Source organism: Ligilactobacillus ubinensis (assembly GCF_024160875.1).
Taxonomy (GTDB): Bacteria; Bacillota; Bacilli; order Lactobacillales; family Lactobacillaceae; genus Ligilactobacillus; species Ligilactobacillus ubinensis.
This window is the reverse complement of the sequence record NZ_JAIULA010000001.1, coordinates 173031-192631: the sequence shown is the minus strand read 5'-3', so window position 1 is coordinate 192631 and position 19601 is coordinate 173031. Positions and strand designations below refer to the sequence as shown.

Genomic DNA, 19601 nt, shown 5'->3' with positions numbered 1-19601 from the left:
GGAATTAGGTATATACTTTTTAAAGGAGCGTTTTTTATGTTTAAATCAATAAAAGGACTTACAACTCTATTAGTTGCTAGTTTGGCAGTTGCAACAATCTGCTTACCTGTTAAAAATGTACTTGCTGATAGTACTGATACAAGTTCAGATACAACAACAAGTTCAAGTTCTAGTACAAGTGGTACAACGACTCATACACTATCAAATTCTTATGTTGTTTATGGAGCCGGTGTTGCTTCAAGTCTTTATGATAGTATTGACAATGTTTTGGGAACCGATTCTAACTTTAAGACTTTGACTTCTACCGCAAGTGATTATAACGAGTATATTTCAAGTTCAACCAGCACCACCGATGCTGCCATGATTAGTTCAGTGGCTATTGCACCCGGTGATCCTGGTTCAGGGGTTAAAGTTAACATCAAAAATTATAATGGCAATGATAATATTACCTCAGTGACAGCTCAACAATATGCTTTAGTTGCACAAATGGCCGGTGTTACTGATGTAACAATTAATGTTACTGCTAATCGTTCAGTTTCTGGTGAAGCTGCTCTTACTGGTGTTTATAAAGCCTTTGCTGCTGACGGTGTTACTCTTAATTCAACCAATACGTCTACAGCTAACCAAATGTTAAGTGCTACTCAATCAGCTATTGATGCTAATAGTAGCGATTCATCTTATCCCGGTAAATTAATGGCTGCCGTTGGCGATACTACAAAACAAATTGCTAAAGATAAACAAGCGGGTAACACATTAACAACCGCAGAAATAACAGCCTTATTTGAAAAAGCTTTATCTAACCGTGGCATTTCATCTAAGACATCTTCTACACAAATTACAAATATCGTTAATGTCTTAGTTAATTTCCAAAGTTCACCTATTTCATCAAGTTCCAAGTATGTTACTAATGTGACAAATACGATTAATAATGTTAAAAATTCAACTGGTGATTTGATGAATAAAGCTAAAAATTGGGCTAACAGTTCAACTGGTAAAAAAACAATTGCAGAAGCTCAAAGCTGGCTTGATAAGCTAGTAACTTGGGTTAAAGACCTTTTTAATTAAGCTTTTTACAATATTCCGTAAAAAAAACAGTCGTTCAGGTTTTAAGCTTGTCGTTCTCTAAGGGTTAGACTTTCAATCTAACTTTTTGGGGAAGCTACACCTGAAGACTGTTTTTTTGTAACCTTTTATTTCTTATCTTTTTACAATATTTCCCGAAGCCTCTCCAAAGAGCATCTTAATTGCATAAAGAATTATCGCTACAAAAGTATAAGCGTTTAAAGTCAAAATAAACGGAATATTTTCAGTTAAAGCATCATTAAATTGAATTAAACTCCATATAAAAATTACTGCCACAAAGACCATCCATTGCAGTATTCTAGTTACTTTAAATGTAGCTAAAAAATTCCAATTCTGGAGTGCTTTCTTAATATAATAGAAGTTCTTGCTCAAACTAATTAGCTGCTTATTTAATATATTTTTAGAAACTTGCATAAACTTTCCATTACTTGTTGCTACACATAAGCTCGTTAATAACCAACAATACAAAATCACTAAAAGCTTGTATCGCCAAAAGTCACTGCTAGTACTTCGATTCAACAAAAGCAACAGTGGTGTTGGAACACCTAAAAATATTACTAGCCACGCTAATGCATAACTAAGGTTTAAATGTTTTTTCATCAAAATATCCCTCCTTTTTCCTTCTATATCATTCTTATTTTTATAATTTTAACAATATTCAGGTAATTAACCATGAAGAATATTTGAAGCTTTTGTAATAACTTTTATAGATTATATATCACATCTTAAAAAATGCTTTATCTACTTTGATCCATATCTTTGAATTCAACTACGATTGGCTTGTTGCTTAACATTACATATCCATTACTCCTTTTTAGCTATAATAATAAAAAAACACCGTAACCAGGGGAAGTTACGGTGAAAAAGGAGTATCTATAGTTATCATTAGGGGAAATGATAACTAATACTTAAATCAATTTACTATATCATTAGGGGGAGATAAGTAAATGAAAATTATTTTGTTTTTGGTTATTAGCTTATGAACATAATATTACTATTAAATTATGAAGAAAGTGTGAATTTTTTCAATAAAATATACTTTTTCTTATATTTTATTAGTAGATTCCCACAATATTACAAGCTATGGGTAATATTATAGATAGCTGCACCTAACGCAGCCAACATTAGCGCACTCAATTTAAATCCTCTGAGCAAGCCTATCCCCATATGCCCTTGATGCGTTAAACGATACATTAAAATTGCCCCAATAGCCAGTGCAAGTATAAAGAAGGCTATTCCTATGCCAAACTGTCGCCAATTCACATCAATTTACCTCCCTTTTTAAACCAACACGCTGCTACCACCGTAAAAAACGGCATAATAAAGTAGCGGTATCGTGTTTGAATTTCTATTCCTTCATGTATTAAAATATACCCTATAACTAGTATAAGTACAAAATAAAAAGTATGTGTCAATTTTTCCCGCTCTTTATAATCACGGATAAGTGCAAGCAAGGCAAGATTAATTGCCAACAGATACATCACACGTTGCAAAATTGTCAAAAAGACTATGGTCGTTTGGGAAAGATTAGAATTTCTTGTTCCCCAGCTAATAGATGTATCAAAATCTGACCACATTAACCTAAATTTCCTAATCATCAACCTAGACAACTGCGATTTGTTTTTCAAACGTTGCTTAATTAATTTCTTTTCAAATTTTTCACGCTTTACCTGACTTTTATACTTTTCTACGGCTGTATAGTCTTTCAAATTCCATTTACCATCTGACTTATAGTTCAAGCCTAACACAAATTTCCAATCAGAATTTACAGTTTCAATAGATGCAGTTGTTACATTCGTTTTTTGCAAAACCTGATCAAGTGTAAAATTACATCCAAAATACATTAATCCGATGAGCACAAGATTAACTAACTTGCTTTTTTGCTTTTTAGTGACAATAAAAATAGTCCACAAAACATATGCTATTAAAATAATACTGCCTAAAGGTCGCAATAAGTTACCAATAGCTAAAAAGAGACCACTTAAAAGTGCTAGTCCAAAATGATTTCCTTCTAAAAATAAATCAACGCTTAACAATAAAAAGAACAGTGCGACAATCTGGTTAGTCAATACCGAACATAACGCAATATTAGGAATGTAAAAAACATAAAACATTACTGCAAATAAGCTAGCTACTCTACTATTAGTTACTCTTAGCGTTAGTCTTTGTACTAGAATCCCTGTTCCAAATTGCCATAGAATATTCAATAATTTTAAAACTACAATATGATTTCCAACTATTTTTAAAATAGCACTCTCATACAACACAAGGCCTATTTGATATGGTGAGAGCACAAAATAAGCAACATTATGCATGAAGCTAAAATCTCCCTGCATGGCCTGTAAAGAAGCTTGATACATTTCTTGATAATCTTTAATAACTGGTGGTCTAACAAAAAAAATCCAGAGTAAACGCAATATTATTCCAATGCCAAAAACAAGCGCAATAACATATTTGTATTGGTACTGCTGTGCCTTAACCAGTAACCACTTACATAAATAAAATGAAATAATACTAGCTAAAAGTAAAGCACCTGCTAACCCAACAATAACAAGCGATGTTAATTTAAACGGAAAATAACTACTATTAAAGTAAGTAAAATTGTCCACAGCAATTAAACCAAATAAAATAAGTGCTATTAGATAGATAACATTTTTACTTAGAGACCTAAGCCATTTAACCACTATAAATCCCTCTTCTCTTATAACAATATTCTTATTTTAACTTAAAAACCCTAGCCACTATCTACCATCATTCAAATTGTAAACTAAATTTATAAAGCTTGCGACTATCCTTTTAATTTAAGTAATAATAACTGAACTGAAGTATTTTCGTTATAAAGACAAGAACTGCAGCATTATGTGCTAAAAAGCTCACTATGCTGCAGTTCTTATTTTCCTTTTTAATACTTGTTTTTCAGCTTTATTTTGCTATTTATGATACATTTTTAACTCTAGAAAAAGATCATTATACTTTTCAAGCCATTTTGTTCCTAGATTTTTATAGACTTCCATTGTTTGCAACTGCTTTTTGGTTGGATAAAATTGTTTATCTGCTGTAACCGATTTAGGCAATAATTTTAGTGCCCCCTCATTTGGCGTTGAATATCCAACATACTCTGCATTTTTAGCAGCATTTTCAGGACGTAACATAAAGTTAATAAATGCATATGCTCCCTTTTTATTCTTAGCATTTTTAGGAATAACAATGTTATCAAACCATAAATTAGTTCCTTCTTTGGGAATAACATAATGCAGATGTTTATTTTTAGCTAACATGTCTACCGCTTCACCCGAATAAGTAACAGCAATGTTACTTTCACCATTTATCATATACATTTTTATTTCATCTGATACAATTGCTTTAGCATTAGGTGTCAGTTTTTTTAATTTTTTATAAGCTTGTTCTACATGCTGCGCATTTGTACTATTAAGCGAATAACCCAAGCTGCTTAACCCAATTCCCATAAATTCGCGGGCACCATCAATAAACATTATTTGATCATGAAATTTAGAACTCCACAATTTACCCCAAGTATCAACATCGCTTTCTTTATAATACTTGTCATTATACACAATTCCTAATGTTCCCCAAAAATAAGGAACTGAATAGCTGTTATTTGGATCAAAGCTTTTGTTTAAGTAACTTTTTCCAATATATTTCAAATTAGGTAGTTTACTTTTGTCTAAACGCGTCAGCATATGAGCTTTGCGCATCTTTTCAACCATATAGTCACTTGGTACAGTTATATCGTAATCTGTACCTCCTTGTTGAATTTTTGTATACATCGCTTCATTAGAATCAAAGGTTTCATAATTGACTTTATAACCCGTTTCCTTTTCAAACTTTGTAATCAATGTTGGATCAATGTAATCGCCCCAATTATAAATATTTAGAACTTTGTCACCGGACTGTCCTGTAGATTTATTTAATTCATATGATCCCAACAGCAAAATTAAAATAATGCTAACAATTCCTATAAATAGCGCTCTTAATTTTTTCATCTATTGAGACTCTTCCTTTCCTTTTTGTTTTTTCGCGGCATATTATCTTTACTAATAAAATAATACCCAACGACTAAAATCAATGAGAAAAGAAAAACCAGTGCACTTAAAGCATTTATTTCTAAACTTATCCCTTGCCGCGCACGTGAATATATTTCCACAGAAAGAGTGGTAAACCCATTACCAGTAACAAAAAAAGTTACCGCAAAATCATCCAAAGAATACGTGAAAGCCATAAAGTATCCAGCAATAATACCTGGAGTAAGGTATGGCAAAATGATTCTATTTAAGATTTGCCAATTATTAGCACCTAGATCATACGCTGCCCAAACCATGGAATCATTCATTTCTCTTAATTTGGGCAGTACCATCAACACAACTATTGGTATGCTAAACGCAATATGTGATAGTAAAACAGTTGTAAAACCTAACCCAAACCCTGGGAAAAGACTCCCTAGGCCTGTAAAGAAAATTAGAAAACTAGCCCCAATAATAACATCTGGGGAAACCATCAAAATATTATTAGCTGATAACATCATCATTCGTGTCGTTCTTTTTTTCATATAATAAATGTTCATGGCCCCAAAAATACCGATGAGGGTTGCTATTAATGAAGATAAAAAAGCTAACATAAACGTATTTAGTAAAATAATTATTAAGCGAGTATCACTAAATAACGTATAAAAATGTTTCAGCGAAAAGCCAGTAAATCCACTCATCGAGTTACCCGCACTAAATGAATAGACGATTAAATAGGCGATTGGAATATATAAGAAGATAAAAACAAACAGTAAATACAGATTAGACCATTTAAACTTTTTCATTTTTTACTGTCCCCCTCTTTTCTTCTTTTCACCCGTCAGTATCATGACAATAATCATTGCAATAATCAAAACAACCCCTATTGTCGAACCCATTCCCCAATTTTGTGTAACTAAGAAATGTTCCTCAATCGCTGTTCCCAATGTAATTACTCGATTTCCGCCAATCAAACGCGTTAACATAAACAAGGATAATGAAGGAATGAATACTGCCTGAATACCACTTTTAACACCATTCATTGACAGTGGTAAAACAACTTTTATAAATGTCTGGATATTATTAGCGCCTAAATCATGACTTGCTGATAATAAGGAAGGATTTAACTCTTCTAATGCATTAAAAATCGGGATTATCATAAATGGCAATTCAATATACATCGCAACCACAATAAAGCTAAAATCTGTAAATAAAATTTGATGCGGTGCAAATCCAAAAAATTCCAAAAATTTGTTTACCCCTCCATGGATTCCAAAAATCCCAATAAATGCATATGCTTTGAGCAATAAATTTATCCAAGTTGGCAAGATTATAAGTAATAACCATAAATCTTTATGTTTTAATTTGGTCAAAAAATATGCCGTCGGATAGCTAATAATCAATGTTATTAAAGTTATCAAAAAAGCATACCAAACCGAATTAAATGTCATTATTAGATACTTACCTGATGTAAAATAACTATCATAATTCTGTAACGTAAATTGGCCGCTCGTATTTAAAAAAGAATAAAAAACAATTAGTGCAACAGGTGCAAAAACAAATAATAGCAACCATAAAAAGTAAGGAATTGCAAATAATGTCTGAACTTTTTTCATAGTTTGTCCTCTTTATTCTTCGTAGCTTTCTAAACGTGCATCAAAGTCTTCTTCTGATTCATTGAAACGCATGACATGAATTGCCTCTGGTTCAAAATCAAGCCCACACACCGTTTGTGGAACTGATTTACGCGTTGAATGTACCATCCATTCATTGCCCGCTTCATCGTAACAAATAATTTCATAGTAAACACCTCTAAACAGCTGCGTATCAACCTTTACCTGCAGTTTTCCGTGTGCTAAATCCGTTAAAGTTAAATCTTCTGGTCGCAAAACTACTTCAACTGGTTCGTTAGAACGCATTCCACTATCAACGCAAGTAAATTGGTGGCCAACAAATTCAACCAATTCATCTTTTATCATTACACCATCAACAATATTGCTTTCTCCAATAAAATCAGCAACATAATGATTAATAGGCTCATCATAGATGTCAACTGGCGTCCCACTTTGAACGATTAGTCCATCATTAACAACGAAAATTTCATCACTCATAGCCAATGCTTCTTCTTGATCATGCGTTACGAAAATAAAGGTTATTCCTAAACGTTGCTGTAATTCACGCAATTCGTATTGCATATCTGTTCGTAACTTGTGATCTAACGCTGATAACGGCTCATCTAACAGCAATACCTTAGGTTCATTTGCAATCGCCCGTGCAATCGCAACACGCTGTTTTTGTCCGCCTGACATTTCATTGATCCCGCGCTTTTCATAACCATCCAATCGAACCATCTTCAATGCTTCTTTTACCTTTTGCTCAATTTGTTTTTTGGGCAAGTGCTTTACTTTCAAGCCAAATGCAATATTCTCAAATACATTCATATGTGGAAACAATGCATAATCTTGAAAGACTGTATTCACTTGTCTTTTATTTGAAGATATCTCATTAATCCGTTTGCCTTCAAAATAAATATCGCCCTTCGTTGGCTCTGAAAAACCTGCGATCATCCGAAGAATTGTTGTTTTTCCGCAACCAGATGGCCCAAGCAACGTGTAAAACTTACCCTCCTCGATATCAAAACTAATATTCTTCAAAACTTTCACATCGCCATCATAAGTTTTCATAACATTTTTAAACGAAATAATTGGTTGTTTCAAAATCTAACCTCCTTCATTATTAAGCATACTGCAACTACCTTTTAGTTTTATCTATGCCATTTTATTTATACCCCATAGAATAATACACTGTCTTTTCTATTTATGCTACAAAATTATTTTACTTTTCTATATCTTAAACACTTCATATTCAACATCTATTTAGATAAATTAAATTAGTAATTTTTATTGATAAAAATAAATCTGTTGTCAAAGATTATTTCAACCTTTGATAACAGATTTTAAAAACTACCTTGCACTTCTTATACCATTTTAATAACCTTATTTTACTGTTGCTGCCATTCTAATTAAAGTATCAATACTGTTAGCACGTATTGTATAGACAACATTGTTATTTTGCCATGTTAAAGTTTGATTTAACTGATCATTTGATACTGCCACATTGAATGATCCTGAGCCTTGTGTGTTAGGCGCTGGCAAATAGTACTCCTCTAACAACGAAACAACTGTCTTCGCGGTTGCTGTTGGATCTTCATTATTAACTGCTGTTGCATGAACTGTAAAAGACCACCTACCTTCATTCCATTGTAGATACTTTTGACCTGCACCAGAATCAATTGTCCCCGTCAATCTATAACCCAAATTAACGGTTGGTAATCCATTATTTGTATCGATTGTGCGATAGTTAACTGCACTTTGCGCTTGGCTAGCTGTCGCATATGTTTTCTTCGTAAATGTCGCATAACTAGTAACATTTTTTAAGTTAGTTGCATTAAATTCTTGCCCGTTAGAATCAGAACTATAATAAATAGTAAAGTTTGCTGCATTTCCCTCATACCAAACATTTACTTTTTGATTTTCATTACTATAACCCGGGTTATTAGGAAGAATAATTCCTGTACCCATGTTGCTTTTTAATGTCGCATTGAATTGTGCTAATCTCTGTACATTTGTCTTTTGGGATACACTGGTACTACTGCTATAACTAGTAGAAGAGGAAGTTGCTTCGTTAGAACTTGAATTAGAACTCGTAGAACTCACTACACTATTAGAACTCACCTTACTACTAGCAGTAGTAGAACTTTTCTTGTCACTCTTAACTGCGCTTGTCCTACTTGTACTTGTTGAAGCACTTGATTTTGAGCTGTTATTCCCACATCCAGCTAATATCAATGATAGTGCAAGCATACCTAATACTGTTCCTTTTTTCATAACTATCCCCTCTTTTCCCCTTGATTATATCACAATTACGCTTAATGATATAAATCAAAACGACCTTTAGATAGTAATTCTTTTAAGCCACCAATATCCAATAATGACTTATTCATAATACTCTTTTTAACCACTGAAGCTGGATAACCTTTAACTTGTGTTTTCCCCACTAATCCAAGAGCATGTGTATTACCAATAGAAGCAACTGTCCCTAAAGAGTGGAATGTAAATGCTTCTGTTGGTTTAGAGTGCAACTGATTATATAGATTTTTTGCTGCATGTAATCCCATTCGAGTAGCTATTTGTGCAGTTGTTGGATATGGACGATTTGATGTTGGGTCCATTACAGCAGAAACATCTCCAATAATGTAAACATTTGGATATTCAGGGGCTGTTAAATCTGCATTCACCATTACTCGACCCCGACGTTGTTCAAAGCCTGATTCACCTATTACCTGACTACCACTAACACCTGTAGTCCAAATAATTGTTGCTGCGGCAACCGTGTTAACTTCAGGATCATCCTTTCCTTTAGTATATAATACTTCTCCTGGTTTTATTTCCTTAATCATGCAACCAGTCATCAAATTAACGCCTAGCTTCTTTATTAATTCAACCCCATAATCAGCTAACTTCTCATCAAACATAGGTAATACACGTGTTGCAGCTTCTACACAGGAAATTTTGATTTTATCTTCGCTAACGCCTGCAGCTTTAGCATAATCTTTGCGTCCATCTACAAGCGCCCCGGCCAATTCAATTCCAGTGAAACCTGCGCCACAAATTAAAATTTGTAGATATTTTTCATCTTGTGTTTCACGGTACTTCTTCATCATTTCCATAATATGTTGGTATATTTTCTCTGATGAAGGAACATCTACCATTTCTAATGCATTTTCTTTTGCGCCTTTAATCCCAAAGGTTTCTGAACAAAAGCCAAGCGAAACAACTGCATAATCATACTGCAATGTAGCATGATTTTTTAATTCCACACTTTGACTTTCTGGATTAATTTTGACAACTGAGTCTTGGATAAATGTAACCCGTTTGGTGTCTAGAACATCCCTAATCGGATATGAGATTTTCGTTTTAGGTTGTGTTCCTGAAGCAACCTCATGTAGTTCTGTTGCTTCATAGTGATAGTCATTGTGATCAACTAAAGTAATATGAAAATCACCTTCTTTTTTTTGTAAACTCCGAACGGCTTTAAGACCTGCATATCCAGCTCCTAATACTACTATTTGTTTCATAATAATTATCTCTCCTTCACTAAATAATAATTCCTAAAAAATAAGTAGCTACTTGTACCACAGAACCAAGCGCTAAAATTTTAACTCCACAAACAAAAGTTTCCTTCTTTACTTGTTTACGCCATAAAAGCTTTGTTTGCTTATAAACAAACGGAATTAGCAATAAACTAAATAGAATTGTAATTGGCGCAATACCTACAATATACTCACAAATGATAGCCAGCAGTGCCACTATATTCGAAATTGTAAAAAGCCATAATCCACCCTTTACCCCGATATAATGCACTAGAGTATAGCGTTGGTTTTTTTCATCTTCTTCTTTATCACACAGATTATTAGCCAGCATCAAATTGGAAATCCATAATGTATTAGGCAATGATATTAAAAATATCAAACCTAAATTTTCAAAGCTCCATGAAAAATGATGATATGTATTCAAATAAACACATATCAAACTAATCATGAATCCCATTGTGAACCCCGAAAAGAATTCTCCTAATGGCAAACTAGATAGCGGCTTGGGGCCTGATGAATAAAAAACACCTATTGCAAAACAAAACCCCCCCATAATTAGTAATGGCCATCCAACAAACCAAGCTAGAATAAAACCTATTACGGCTGAAGCAGTCGCCATACTAATCATCAAAAGAAAAATACTACGTACAGACAAGTTCTCTCGACCAATTATATTTGTATTCTTCTTATAATCATTTACATCTACTGCATGATGATAGTCATTATAATTATCTAAAACATCAACAGCCATATTAAATAAAAACATTGCTATAAAATACAATATTACATATGTGATATGAATCGAGCCATAGTAATAATAGCTAAAACACAAACCGATCAAAAATGGCAAAACACTAGCTGTTTTGGCTTTCATCTCCACCAATTCTAGAAAAATTGGCACTGTCATTTTTTCGCCTTCCTTCAAATTCAAATTATCCTATTACTATTATAAAGCATAGAAACCACTTTGTGGAAAATATTTTGCACAATTTAATTTAAAAAACCAATCCTTTATCTAGCAATTACCACCTAAAATACGGTAAAATAATATAGTATATAAATGTTCATGGAAGGGAAACTATATGTCATCTTACTGGAATAATTATCCCACTATTCACGCAAAAATCCAAAATGTTTGCACCTTAATTAAACAACGAGCTCATGTTCGCAATCCTGAAATTGAAACTGCAATTATTGATCTAAGTCTTGCAGGTGGTAAATATCTTAGACCCGCTTTTTTCTTTTTATTTGCTGAATTTGGTGAACAAAAAGATCCTATTGAAGAAGCTAAGCTAACTAAAATAGCGACTTCTATCGAAATATTACATATGGCAACGCTGATTCATGATGATATCATTGATGATTCACCATTACGTCGCGGAAATATGTCTATTCAAGCAAAGTATGGTAAGGATACAGCCGTCTATACTGGTGACCTTTTATTTACTATCTTTTTCGAGTTAGTTCTTGAGTCTATGAATGGCTCTACCTACCTAGAAGTTAACGCTCGTGCTATGAAACGAATTTTAATGGGTGAACTTGATCAAATGCACTTACGCTATAATCAACAACAAACACTTCATGATTATTTGCGAAGCACTTCTGGTAAAACGGCAGAGCTTTTTCGCCTTGCAAGCATTGAAGGCGCCTATTTCGGCGGTGCAGATCCGATAGTTGTTAGACTTGCTGGCAAAATTGGCTTAAATATCGGTATTGCTTTTCAGATGCTTGATGATATTTTAGACTACACAGCTGCTTCCACTGATTTTAATAAACCTGTGTTGGAAGATTTAACAACAGGCGTTTTCACACTTCCATTGTTGATGGCCTTGCACAAAAACCCGGCTGTATTTAAACCATTATTAGACAAAAAAACACAGATGACTATTTCAGATATGCACCAAGTCCAAAAATTAGTCATTGCAAATGATGGTGTCCAACTAGCTCGCGAACTTGCGGCTAAGTTTACCAAAAAAGCCCTTATGGATGTTAAACGACTTCCTAAAGGAGAAACACGTAAACAATTGTTGAAGATCACTAAGTATCTTTTGAGACGAACCATTTAATTTTATAGTCCACCTGTAATTATTTAAATTAATTTCCTTGTTTATTAAGAGTAAAATTAATTTACTATATTTTTACAAATGATATAATGAAAATGTATTAATCTGATAATTTTAGGAGGACAAATAATATGGTTAAAGTGAGTGTTTTTGGAAAAGGCAATATGGGTTCTGCAATTGGACAAAACTTCGCCGATGCAGGTAATCAAACAGAATATATTACTAAAGACTCAACTGTAGAAACGTTAGGAGACATTGTTGTTCTTGCTGTTCCTTATCCAGCAGTTCATGATATTCTTGAAAAATATCGTTCTGCCCTCGCTGGAAAAATCATTATAGATATCACTAATCCTGTTGATTTTAATACCTTTGATGATTTAGTAGTTCCAGCAGATAGCTCTGCTGCTGCTGAAATTGCTGCAAAACTTCCCGATTCCAAAGTTGTTAAGGCCTTTAACACCACATTTGCTGCTACATTAGCAACAAAGAAGGTTGCTGACCAACATCAAACGACCGTCCTTATAGCTAGTGATGATGCTTCTGCAAAAAAGCAAGTTACAGATGCACTTAATGGCTGTGGTCTGAAAATTATTGATGCTGGTTCATTAAAGCGTGCTCGTGAGCTTGAAGCAATGGGCTTTTTGCAAATTTCACTAGCATCAGCTGAAAAAATAAGTTGGACCGGTGGTTTTGGTATTTTCAACTAAATCTTTGTAAAGAAGGAATATACATGGCTGAACTGAAAATAATAAATCATGAGTATCTCTTTGACTTTGGGGAAAATGCTCAATATAAATTAAAGTTTACTTCTACCACATCACTTGAAGTTACTGTCGTAGCAGATAGTTATTTCAAAGCTGGTACAATAAATCATTTTGAAATTGAAATAACAAATTTGCAAGATAACTTCTATATGATAACTTGGACAGAACCTGAAAGTAGCAACACCGTTACTCACGTTGATAATTTTGCAAACGGCATTAGTTACACCAATATTACTAACATTGATTCTAAACAATTTTGGAGACTAAAAGGAACCATTAAAAAAATTGCATAAAATAAAGCAAGGAATTGTTTGAAAAGAACAATTTCTTGCTTTATTTTTATTTATTCTCCATTATCTATGTTTTTCAGGTTACGATAACGTGCACTTGTTTGCTCTAAGTATGTTGGTGAACCTTCCATTTCCAATATTCCATTTTCAATAAAGATAACTCTATCAACATTATCTATCCCTTTTAAATGGTGCGTAATCCAAATTATAGTTTTATTCTTAAGTTCTTGCATAAAAGTATTAATTAATGCCTGTTCCGTAATTGGATCAAGTCCAACTGTCGGCTCATCTAAAATAACAATTGGTGTATTTTGTAGCAAAATTCGTGCCAACGCCAAGCGATGACGTTCTCCGCCAGAAAAACGAAGTCCTGCTTCATCAACCATTGTTTCAAGTCCATTTGGCAAAGCTGCTATCATTTTTTTTAAATTAACACGTTCTAATACATCCCAAACTTCTTTTTCTGTAGCATTTTCATTTCCCAAACGTACATTATTAATTACAGTCGTATTGAATAAATATGGTACTTGTTGAATGACTCCAATATAATCTGCAACTGTATCATCCAATGTGCTAACTACAGCATCACCTAATAGAATACTTCCTTTAGTCGGCTGCAAATCTCCCCGTAATAGATTAGCTAACGTACTTTTCCCCGAACCACTTCTACCTAAAATAGCAATTTTTTCTCCTTGAGAAATATTAATCGTTATATCTTTTAAAACTTCTTTTTGTGTGGCTGTGTACTGGAAACTTACATGCTGCACCTTTAAGTCTAATGGATTTTGCGGCAAATCCGTCTCTACCTTTTTTGTAATTGCCTTATCAGGAAGATTATTCAAGCGATTCAATGAATCTGCATATATATTAGTTTCTTGACTAGCTGCTGGCAAACCTGCAAAAGCATCTACCAATGGAAAAACGGCTAATACAAAAGCTGCAATCCAGTTGGCATCCCCTCCATGAGTTCCTATAAAGCGCGTACTAGTCCATAATAATGTTAAAATCGCTAACATTCCAAAGGCAAGCTCAAATAAAAAATTCCGAAGATTATTAAACTTTCGTAATTTTGCTTGAACTGCCAGTAATTCAGCTTCTGAGTCTTCATGTAAAGCAACATACTCTTGTGCACGCTGACTAAAAATCCAATCAGAAATCCCTAAAACATTATCCGTTAAATCGGTATAGAGTTCATTTTTTAAAACTTTTTCTCTTTTTTGCCGTGCTCCATTAACTATGACTGACCACAGTGGAAAAACTATCAATATTCCACCAAAGTACAGCAGCATCACTAAAGCGAACCACCATGAGAAAAAACCGACTCCAATTACTACAAAAATATAGATTATCCAAGCAATAACCGTTGGAAAAATAGTTCTTAAATATAAATTTTGCAAGTGATTGATATCTTCTGCTAGTAATCCTAAAACATCACCCATTCGATAATCACGCTTAAAAAACACCGCATCTTTCTCCAATGTTTGATATAATTTCAAGCGTAATTTAGAAGTCATTTTTAAAACCCAATTATGACTTGTTAATCGTTCCAAATATTTAAACAACGGTCTACCAATCCCGAATGCACGAGTGAGCACAATCGGCACATAGACTAACAATATATTAACTGGTAATGAAGCTGATTTACTTATCAAGTACCCTGAGTTAAACATTAAAGCTGAGCCACAAAAGAATGTAAAAAAGCCCAGAATTAAAGCTGTAACTAATGTTTTTTTATATTGTTTGAAAAAAGGTTTAACCCATCTATCATGTTTTAATTCTTTAAACAAGGGTATTTTGTTCATTCAACTTCCCTCCCATTCTATTTTTTAGCCTGTAGAGATATCCTTTTTGTGCCAACAATTTTTGATATTTTCCTATTTCAACAACCTTACCTTCATCTAAAACAACAATTATATCCATTTGCTGTAACCAATGTAGACGGTGGGTTGCAAATAACACTAATCGATTTTGCATCAAGGGTAACATTTTTTCTTTTAACTCTAACTCTGTTTCAATATCTAAGTGTGCCGTTGGTTCATCAAAAAGCATGATTTTACGCTCTTGATCTAAAAAGGCTCTTGCTAACGCAATTCTTTGTGCTTGACCACCACTTAGCGCCCGAGCCCCATTACCTATTTGCGTATCTAGACCTTCGGGTAATTCAGATACTAGTTCTTCTAACCCAACAACCTTAATAGCAGCTCGTACTTGCTCGTTTGTTGCATCTGGTGTATAAAAAGTCAAATTATCTCTTAAAGTAGCTTCAAAAACATATGGATTCTGAGGAATATACAGCAATTGTTTACGCCAAGAATCCTGATTAAGATTTTTCAATTCATTACCGTCAATACTTATTCTCCCTTGTTGCGGTTGTAAAAAGCCACTCAAAAGATTCACTAATGTTGATTTGCCTGAACCACTCATTCCGATAATACCCACTTTTTGATATCCATTAATTGTTAAATTAACTGGTTGTAAAAATTCATTTTTACCGTACGAAAACTTAACATCCTGTAATACAAGTGAACTTTCTTCGCTCCAGGTACTAATTACAACTGGATTTGCTTTGATTTCGGGTTCGGCTAATATTTTTTGAATAGCTGTCATCGCATTTTTGCCATCTAGCGTTGCATGATAATCACCAGCAAAATCACGGACCGGTAAAAAATATTCTGGCGCAAGGATTAATGCCGTTAAAGCTGGGAATAATAAAATCTTAGCATCAATTAAACGCAAACCTAAAAAGACGGCCACAATTGCTATCGAAAGTGTTGTAAAAAAATCTAGCGCAAAAGTTGACAAAATAGCAATTTTTAATGTGCTCATCGTTGCTTTACGAAAACGTTCGCTCGTCGAATAAATACTATGAGCATAGCGTTTACTTAGTCCAAAAAATTTTAAAGTGTCAATTCCACGCAAAGAATCTAAAAAGTGATTAGATAAAACTTGATATGATTTATACTGGCGATCTGCCTTAGCTTTAGCAGAGTAGCCTAAAATAATCATAAATATAATAATTATTGGAAAAACAAGTAATAACACTAGCCCTGATTCCCAATCTAAATAAAAGACAAAAGCGAGAATGATCCACGGAATAATCGTTAAATTAATCATTTTATTAAGAATCAAATGAATATAATTTTCAACTAATGCTACTCCATCTAGCGTCATGGTAATCACATTTCCTGTTCCTTCGCGCTGTACAATTTGTGGTCCTAATCTAAATAGCTTTTCTAAAAGCTCACGCCGTAATTCTTTTGCCTTTGTCGCGGCAAACTTATCCAACATCTCATCTTTAAGATAGTTAATTAAATGGCGTGCGAGAAAAAAGACTATAAACCAAATGATTGCTGGTATCTGTGCAGCAAGTCCATGTCCTTGCCATAGACCTGTAATAGCACTACTTAAGTTATAAGCTTGTCCGATAATAAAGATTGCTTGCGAAACATCAAGCCCCGCAAGCAATCCCATCAATTTGTGAATACCCGACAAGCGCATAATCGCTTTATCGATCATTATTTTTCCCCCACCACAACTGGTTGCTTGATACGTTTTCTAAATATATAGTATGCCCAAGCTGTGTATGCCAAAACAAATGGTACTAACGTAATAGCAACAATCGACATCACTTTTAACGTATATGGCGATGATGATGCTGTTTTAATTAGCAAATCGTATTTTGGACTAATTGAACTTATTAATACGCGTGGAAATAGACCTTGGAACAATAAAGCCACTACTACTACCAAAGAAATTCCACTAGCCAAAAATGCGACTAATTCCGTACCCTTAAATGATGCTACATGTGCAACTACTGTTAACACAACAAGTGCAACTACTAATGCTAGTGTAGCAACTGCATGTAGTTTAAAGAAATCTGTTTCAAAGAACAATAGAACCGCAAAAACTACTAAGCCAGCATATAATACCCAATATAAGAATTGAGCATAATTACGTGCACGTTGGCGAACTGCGCCTTCTGTCTTCAAAGCAATATAGTTTAATCCATGCAAATATGTCAGTAAAACCACTGCAACTCCACCAACAATAGAGAAGAGATTAAAATAATCACCAAATGTAGCTGTCATATTACCTTGAGCATCAATTGGCATTCCCTTTACCATGCTAATAAACATAACACCTAAAAAGAAAGGTACGATAAAACTGCCAATACTTAATGTCCAATTCCAACGTTGCTTTTGCTTAAGTGGTACTTTATGCCTAAATTCAAAGGAAACACCTCTAATAATTAAACCAAACAAAACCACAAATAAGATTAAGTAGTATCCACTAAACAAAGATGCATACCAATATGGGAAAGAAGCAAACATCGCTCCACCAGCTGTTAATAGCCATACTTCATTGCCATCCCAAACCGGTCCAATTGTTGCAACTATTTGATCTTTTTCATCCTCATTATGAGCTAATGTTTGAACTGCCATTCCTACGCCGTAATCAAAGCCTTCAAAGAAAAAGTACCCTGAAAACAAAACACCAATTAGTAAAAACCAAAAGAATTGTAAACCACTCATTTAAAAGGCCCCCTTATCAAATGGATCAACTGAGGCTTGATTAGCCAATTGTAATTGCTGTTCTTCATATTCGGGACCCTTCTTTAGTTCTCGAATAACCAAACTAACCATTGTCGCTGCTAAAGTCGTAAACAATAGGAAATAAACCGTATTTGAAATAATCAATGAAGTTGCAGAGACATTAGGTGATACACTTTGCTTAATCGTAAATAAACCATAAACAGTCCATGGATAGCGACCTAATTCTGTAATCAACCAACCACATGTATTAGCTATAAATGGTGTGAATGTCATCATACCTAGTATCCATAACATCCACTTGTGCTCATATAGAATAGCTTTTTTCTTTCTTGTAAAGAAGAGTCCCAATGCTGATACTAAGAACATCAATGCCCCAAAGCCTGCCATTACACGAAAACTCCAAAACATCATATTTACCATTGGATAATAATTACGTTTCCCATATTTCTTAATTAATGCTTTATTAGCTGAATCCATCCCTTTAACAGAACCGGATAATTTATCGTATGAAAGAATACTCAACATATATGGAATCTTAATACCAAATACTTCTTCATGCTTAGCTTCGTTCGCCCAACCAATTAGTGTCCAAGCAGCAGGGTCGCCTGAATCCTTATAGGCACCTTCCATTGCTGCAAATTTCATTGGTTGTTCTTTGATTAAAGCCTTCATCTGCAAGTCACCAACACCCATAACTGAGATAGAACCCACTAATGAAATCACCAAACCTAAACGAACTGTCTTTTTATATAAAGCAACTGTTGTTTTTTCTAATTTGTCTTTTTTCAATAATTGGAATGCAGATAAACCAGCAACTATGATACCACCCATCGTGATTGCTCCAGTGATAACATGTCCATATTCATAGAAAAACTGTGCATTCGTAATCACTGCAAAAAAGTTAACCATTTCTGCTCTTCCATGTCGAATTACATAGCCAACTGGATGCTGCATAAAACTATTAGCAGCTAAAATCCATAATGCTGATGCCATTGAACCTACAACCACCAGCCAAATAAATAGCAAGTGTAATTTTTTACTTACACGATCCCATGTAAACATCCAAAGGCCCAAGAATGTCGATTCCATAAAGAAAGCTAATAAGGCTTCAATTGCCAGTGGTGCTCCAAAAATATCCCCTACAAAGCGCGAATAATCAGACCAATTCATTCCAAACTGGAATTCCTGAATAATACCTGTAACAACACCTACCGCGAAGCTCAAAAGCATAATATTTCCCCAAAATTTTGTGAGCTGCTTATATTGTTCATTTTTTGTAACTACATAACATGTTTCTAAAATTGCAACAATCAAAACTGTCCCAATGGAAAATGGCACAAAGAAAAAGTGAAAAATTGTTGTCATTGCAAACTGAAAACGAGCTAATGTTACAATACTCATAAAAACCCCTCCTAAGTTCTACAGAAGATACTTCCATAATAATATAAATAACCATATGTAAAAAGTTATAATTAATACTAGTAAACTGCACTACTTAAATAAGAATATATTGCATTTTAATATAAAAATAGCTAAATTTATTGCAAAGCAAAGTTGTGCACGATTAATTAGGTTACACTTGAAGTATACGCCTACATTAAAATTTTTTCAAAGGTATAATAAAAATAAATTAGCTTTTTAAGTTCCTTGGATTAGCTATTTAATAAGGTTAAT

18 protein-coding genes are annotated in these 19601 nt (G+C 33.8%); 4 read left to right on the top strand and 14 right to left on the bottom strand.

Annotation, left to right across the window (positions count from 1 at the left end; all coding sequences use genetic code 11):
• Nucleotides 1-36 precede the first annotated feature (36 nt).
• Nucleotides 37-1065 carry a DUF1002 domain-containing protein gene (locus tag LB941_RS00845; RefSeq protein WP_253358642.1) on the top strand — a complete coding sequence of 343 codons (1029 nt, stop codon included), beginning with the start codon at nt 37-39 and terminating at the stop codon, nt 1063-1065.
• Nucleotides 1066-1197: 132 nt separating this feature from the next.
• On the opposite strand, the gene LB941_RS00840 is transcribed toward LB941_RS00845, so the two are convergent.
• From LB941_RS00840 to LB941_RS00795, 10 genes are all read right to left on the bottom strand, one after another.
• The gene (locus LB941_RS00840; RefSeq protein WP_253358640.1) at nt 1198-1683 is read right to left on the bottom strand and encodes a hypothetical protein; all 486 of its coding nucleotides are present in this window, start codon (nt 1681-1683) and stop codon (nt 1198-1200) included.
• A gap of 474 nt (nt 1684-2157) precedes the next feature.
• Nucleotides 2158-2346, bottom strand: a complete 189-nt coding sequence (locus LB941_RS00835) for a hypothetical protein (protein ID WP_253358639.1) — start codon at nt 2344-2346, stop codon at nt 2158-2160.
• Nucleotides 2343-3767, bottom strand: coding sequence for a hypothetical protein (locus LB941_RS00830; RefSeq protein WP_253358637.1), 1425 nt, complete (start codon nt 3765-3767; stop codon nt 2343-2345). The genes LB941_RS00835 and LB941_RS00830 overlap by 4 nt, the downstream gene beginning before the upstream one ends.
• Before the next feature lie 246 nt (nt 3768-4013).
• On the bottom strand, nt 4014-5087 hold the full coding sequence (locus LB941_RS00825) for an ABC transporter substrate-binding protein (protein WP_253358635.1): 1074 nt from the start codon (nt 5085-5087) through the stop codon (nt 4014-4016).
• Nucleotides 5084-5911 carry an ABC transporter permease gene (locus LB941_RS00820; RefSeq protein WP_253358633.1) on the bottom strand — a complete coding sequence of 276 codons (828 nt, stop codon included), beginning with the start codon at nt 5909-5911 and terminating at the stop codon, nt 5084-5086. Before LB941_RS00820 ends, LB941_RS00825 begins: the two co-directional genes overlap by 4 nt.
• Nucleotides 5912-5914: 3 nt before the next feature.
• The gene (locus tag LB941_RS00815; protein ID WP_253358632.1) at nt 5915-6721 is read right to left on the bottom strand and encodes an ABC transporter permease; all 807 of its coding nucleotides are present in this window, start codon (nt 6719-6721) and stop codon (nt 5915-5917) included.
• Nucleotides 6722-6733: 12 nt separating this feature from the next.
• Entirely contained in the window at nt 6734-7822 is a 1089-nt protein-coding gene (locus tag LB941_RS00810; protein ID WP_253358631.1) for an ABC transporter ATP-binding protein, read from the bottom strand.
• Nucleotides 7823-8101: 279 nt separating this feature from the next.
• A complete protein-coding gene (locus LB941_RS00805; protein ID WP_253358630.1) occupies nt 8102-8992 on the bottom strand; it encodes a hypothetical protein in 891 nt (296 codons plus the stop codon).
• A gap of 41 nt (nt 8993-9033) precedes the next feature.
• Nucleotides 9034-10242: an NAD(P)/FAD-dependent oxidoreductase gene (locus LB941_RS00800; protein WP_253358629.1), complete on the bottom strand. Its 1209-nt coding sequence runs from the start codon at nt 10240-10242 to the stop codon at nt 9034-9036.
• Between the two features lie 19 nt (nt 10243-10261).
• A complete protein-coding gene (locus LB941_RS00795) occupies nt 10262-11164 on the bottom strand; it encodes a prenyltransferase (protein WP_253358628.1) in 903 nt (300 codons plus the stop codon).
• Between the two features lie 175 nt (nt 11165-11339).
• Between LB941_RS00795 and LB941_RS00790 the strand changes: the two genes are divergently transcribed.
• From LB941_RS00790 to LB941_RS00780, 3 genes are all read left to right on the top strand, one after another.
• The gene (locus tag LB941_RS00790) at nt 11340-12323 is read left to right on the top strand and encodes a polyprenyl synthetase family protein (RefSeq protein WP_253358626.1); all 984 of its coding nucleotides are present in this window, start codon (nt 11340-11342) and stop codon (nt 12321-12323) included.
• 128 nt (nt 12324-12451) lie between these two features.
• Nucleotides 12452-13027, top strand: coding sequence for an NADPH-dependent F420 reductase (locus LB941_RS00785; protein WP_253358620.1), 576 nt, complete (start codon nt 12452-12454; stop codon nt 13025-13027).
• Between the two features lie 23 nt (nt 13028-13050).
• Nucleotides 13051-13377, top strand: a complete 327-nt coding sequence (locus LB941_RS00780) for a MoaF-related domain-containing protein (protein WP_253358618.1) — start codon at nt 13051-13053, stop codon at nt 13375-13377.
• A 50-nt stretch (nt 13378-13427) separates the two neighbouring features.
• On the opposite strand, the gene cydC is transcribed toward LB941_RS00780, so the two are convergent.
• From cydC to LB941_RS00760, 4 genes are read right to left on the bottom strand one after another with little or no spacing between them, the layout of a single operon-like run.
• Nucleotides 13428-15176, bottom strand: a complete 1749-nt coding sequence (gene cydC, locus LB941_RS00775; RefSeq protein WP_253358616.1) for a thiol reductant ABC exporter subunit CydC — start codon at nt 15174-15176, stop codon at nt 13428-13430.
• The gene (gene cydD, locus LB941_RS00770; RefSeq protein ID WP_253358614.1) at nt 15154-16890 is read right to left on the bottom strand and encodes a thiol reductant ABC exporter subunit CydD; all 1737 of its coding nucleotides are present in this window, start codon (nt 16888-16890) and stop codon (nt 15154-15156) included. Before cydD ends, cydC begins: the two co-directional genes overlap by 23 nt.
• Nucleotides 16890-17906: a cytochrome d ubiquinol oxidase subunit II gene (cydB, locus tag LB941_RS00765; RefSeq protein ID WP_253358612.1), complete on the bottom strand. Its 1017-nt coding sequence runs from the start codon at nt 17904-17906 to the stop codon at nt 16890-16892. Before cydB ends, cydD begins: the two co-directional genes overlap by 1 nt.
• Nucleotides 17907-19328, bottom strand: a complete 1422-nt coding sequence (locus LB941_RS00760; protein ID WP_253358610.1) for a cytochrome ubiquinol oxidase subunit I — start codon at nt 19326-19328, stop codon at nt 17907-17909.
• Nucleotides 19329-19601: the final 273 nt, after the last annotated feature.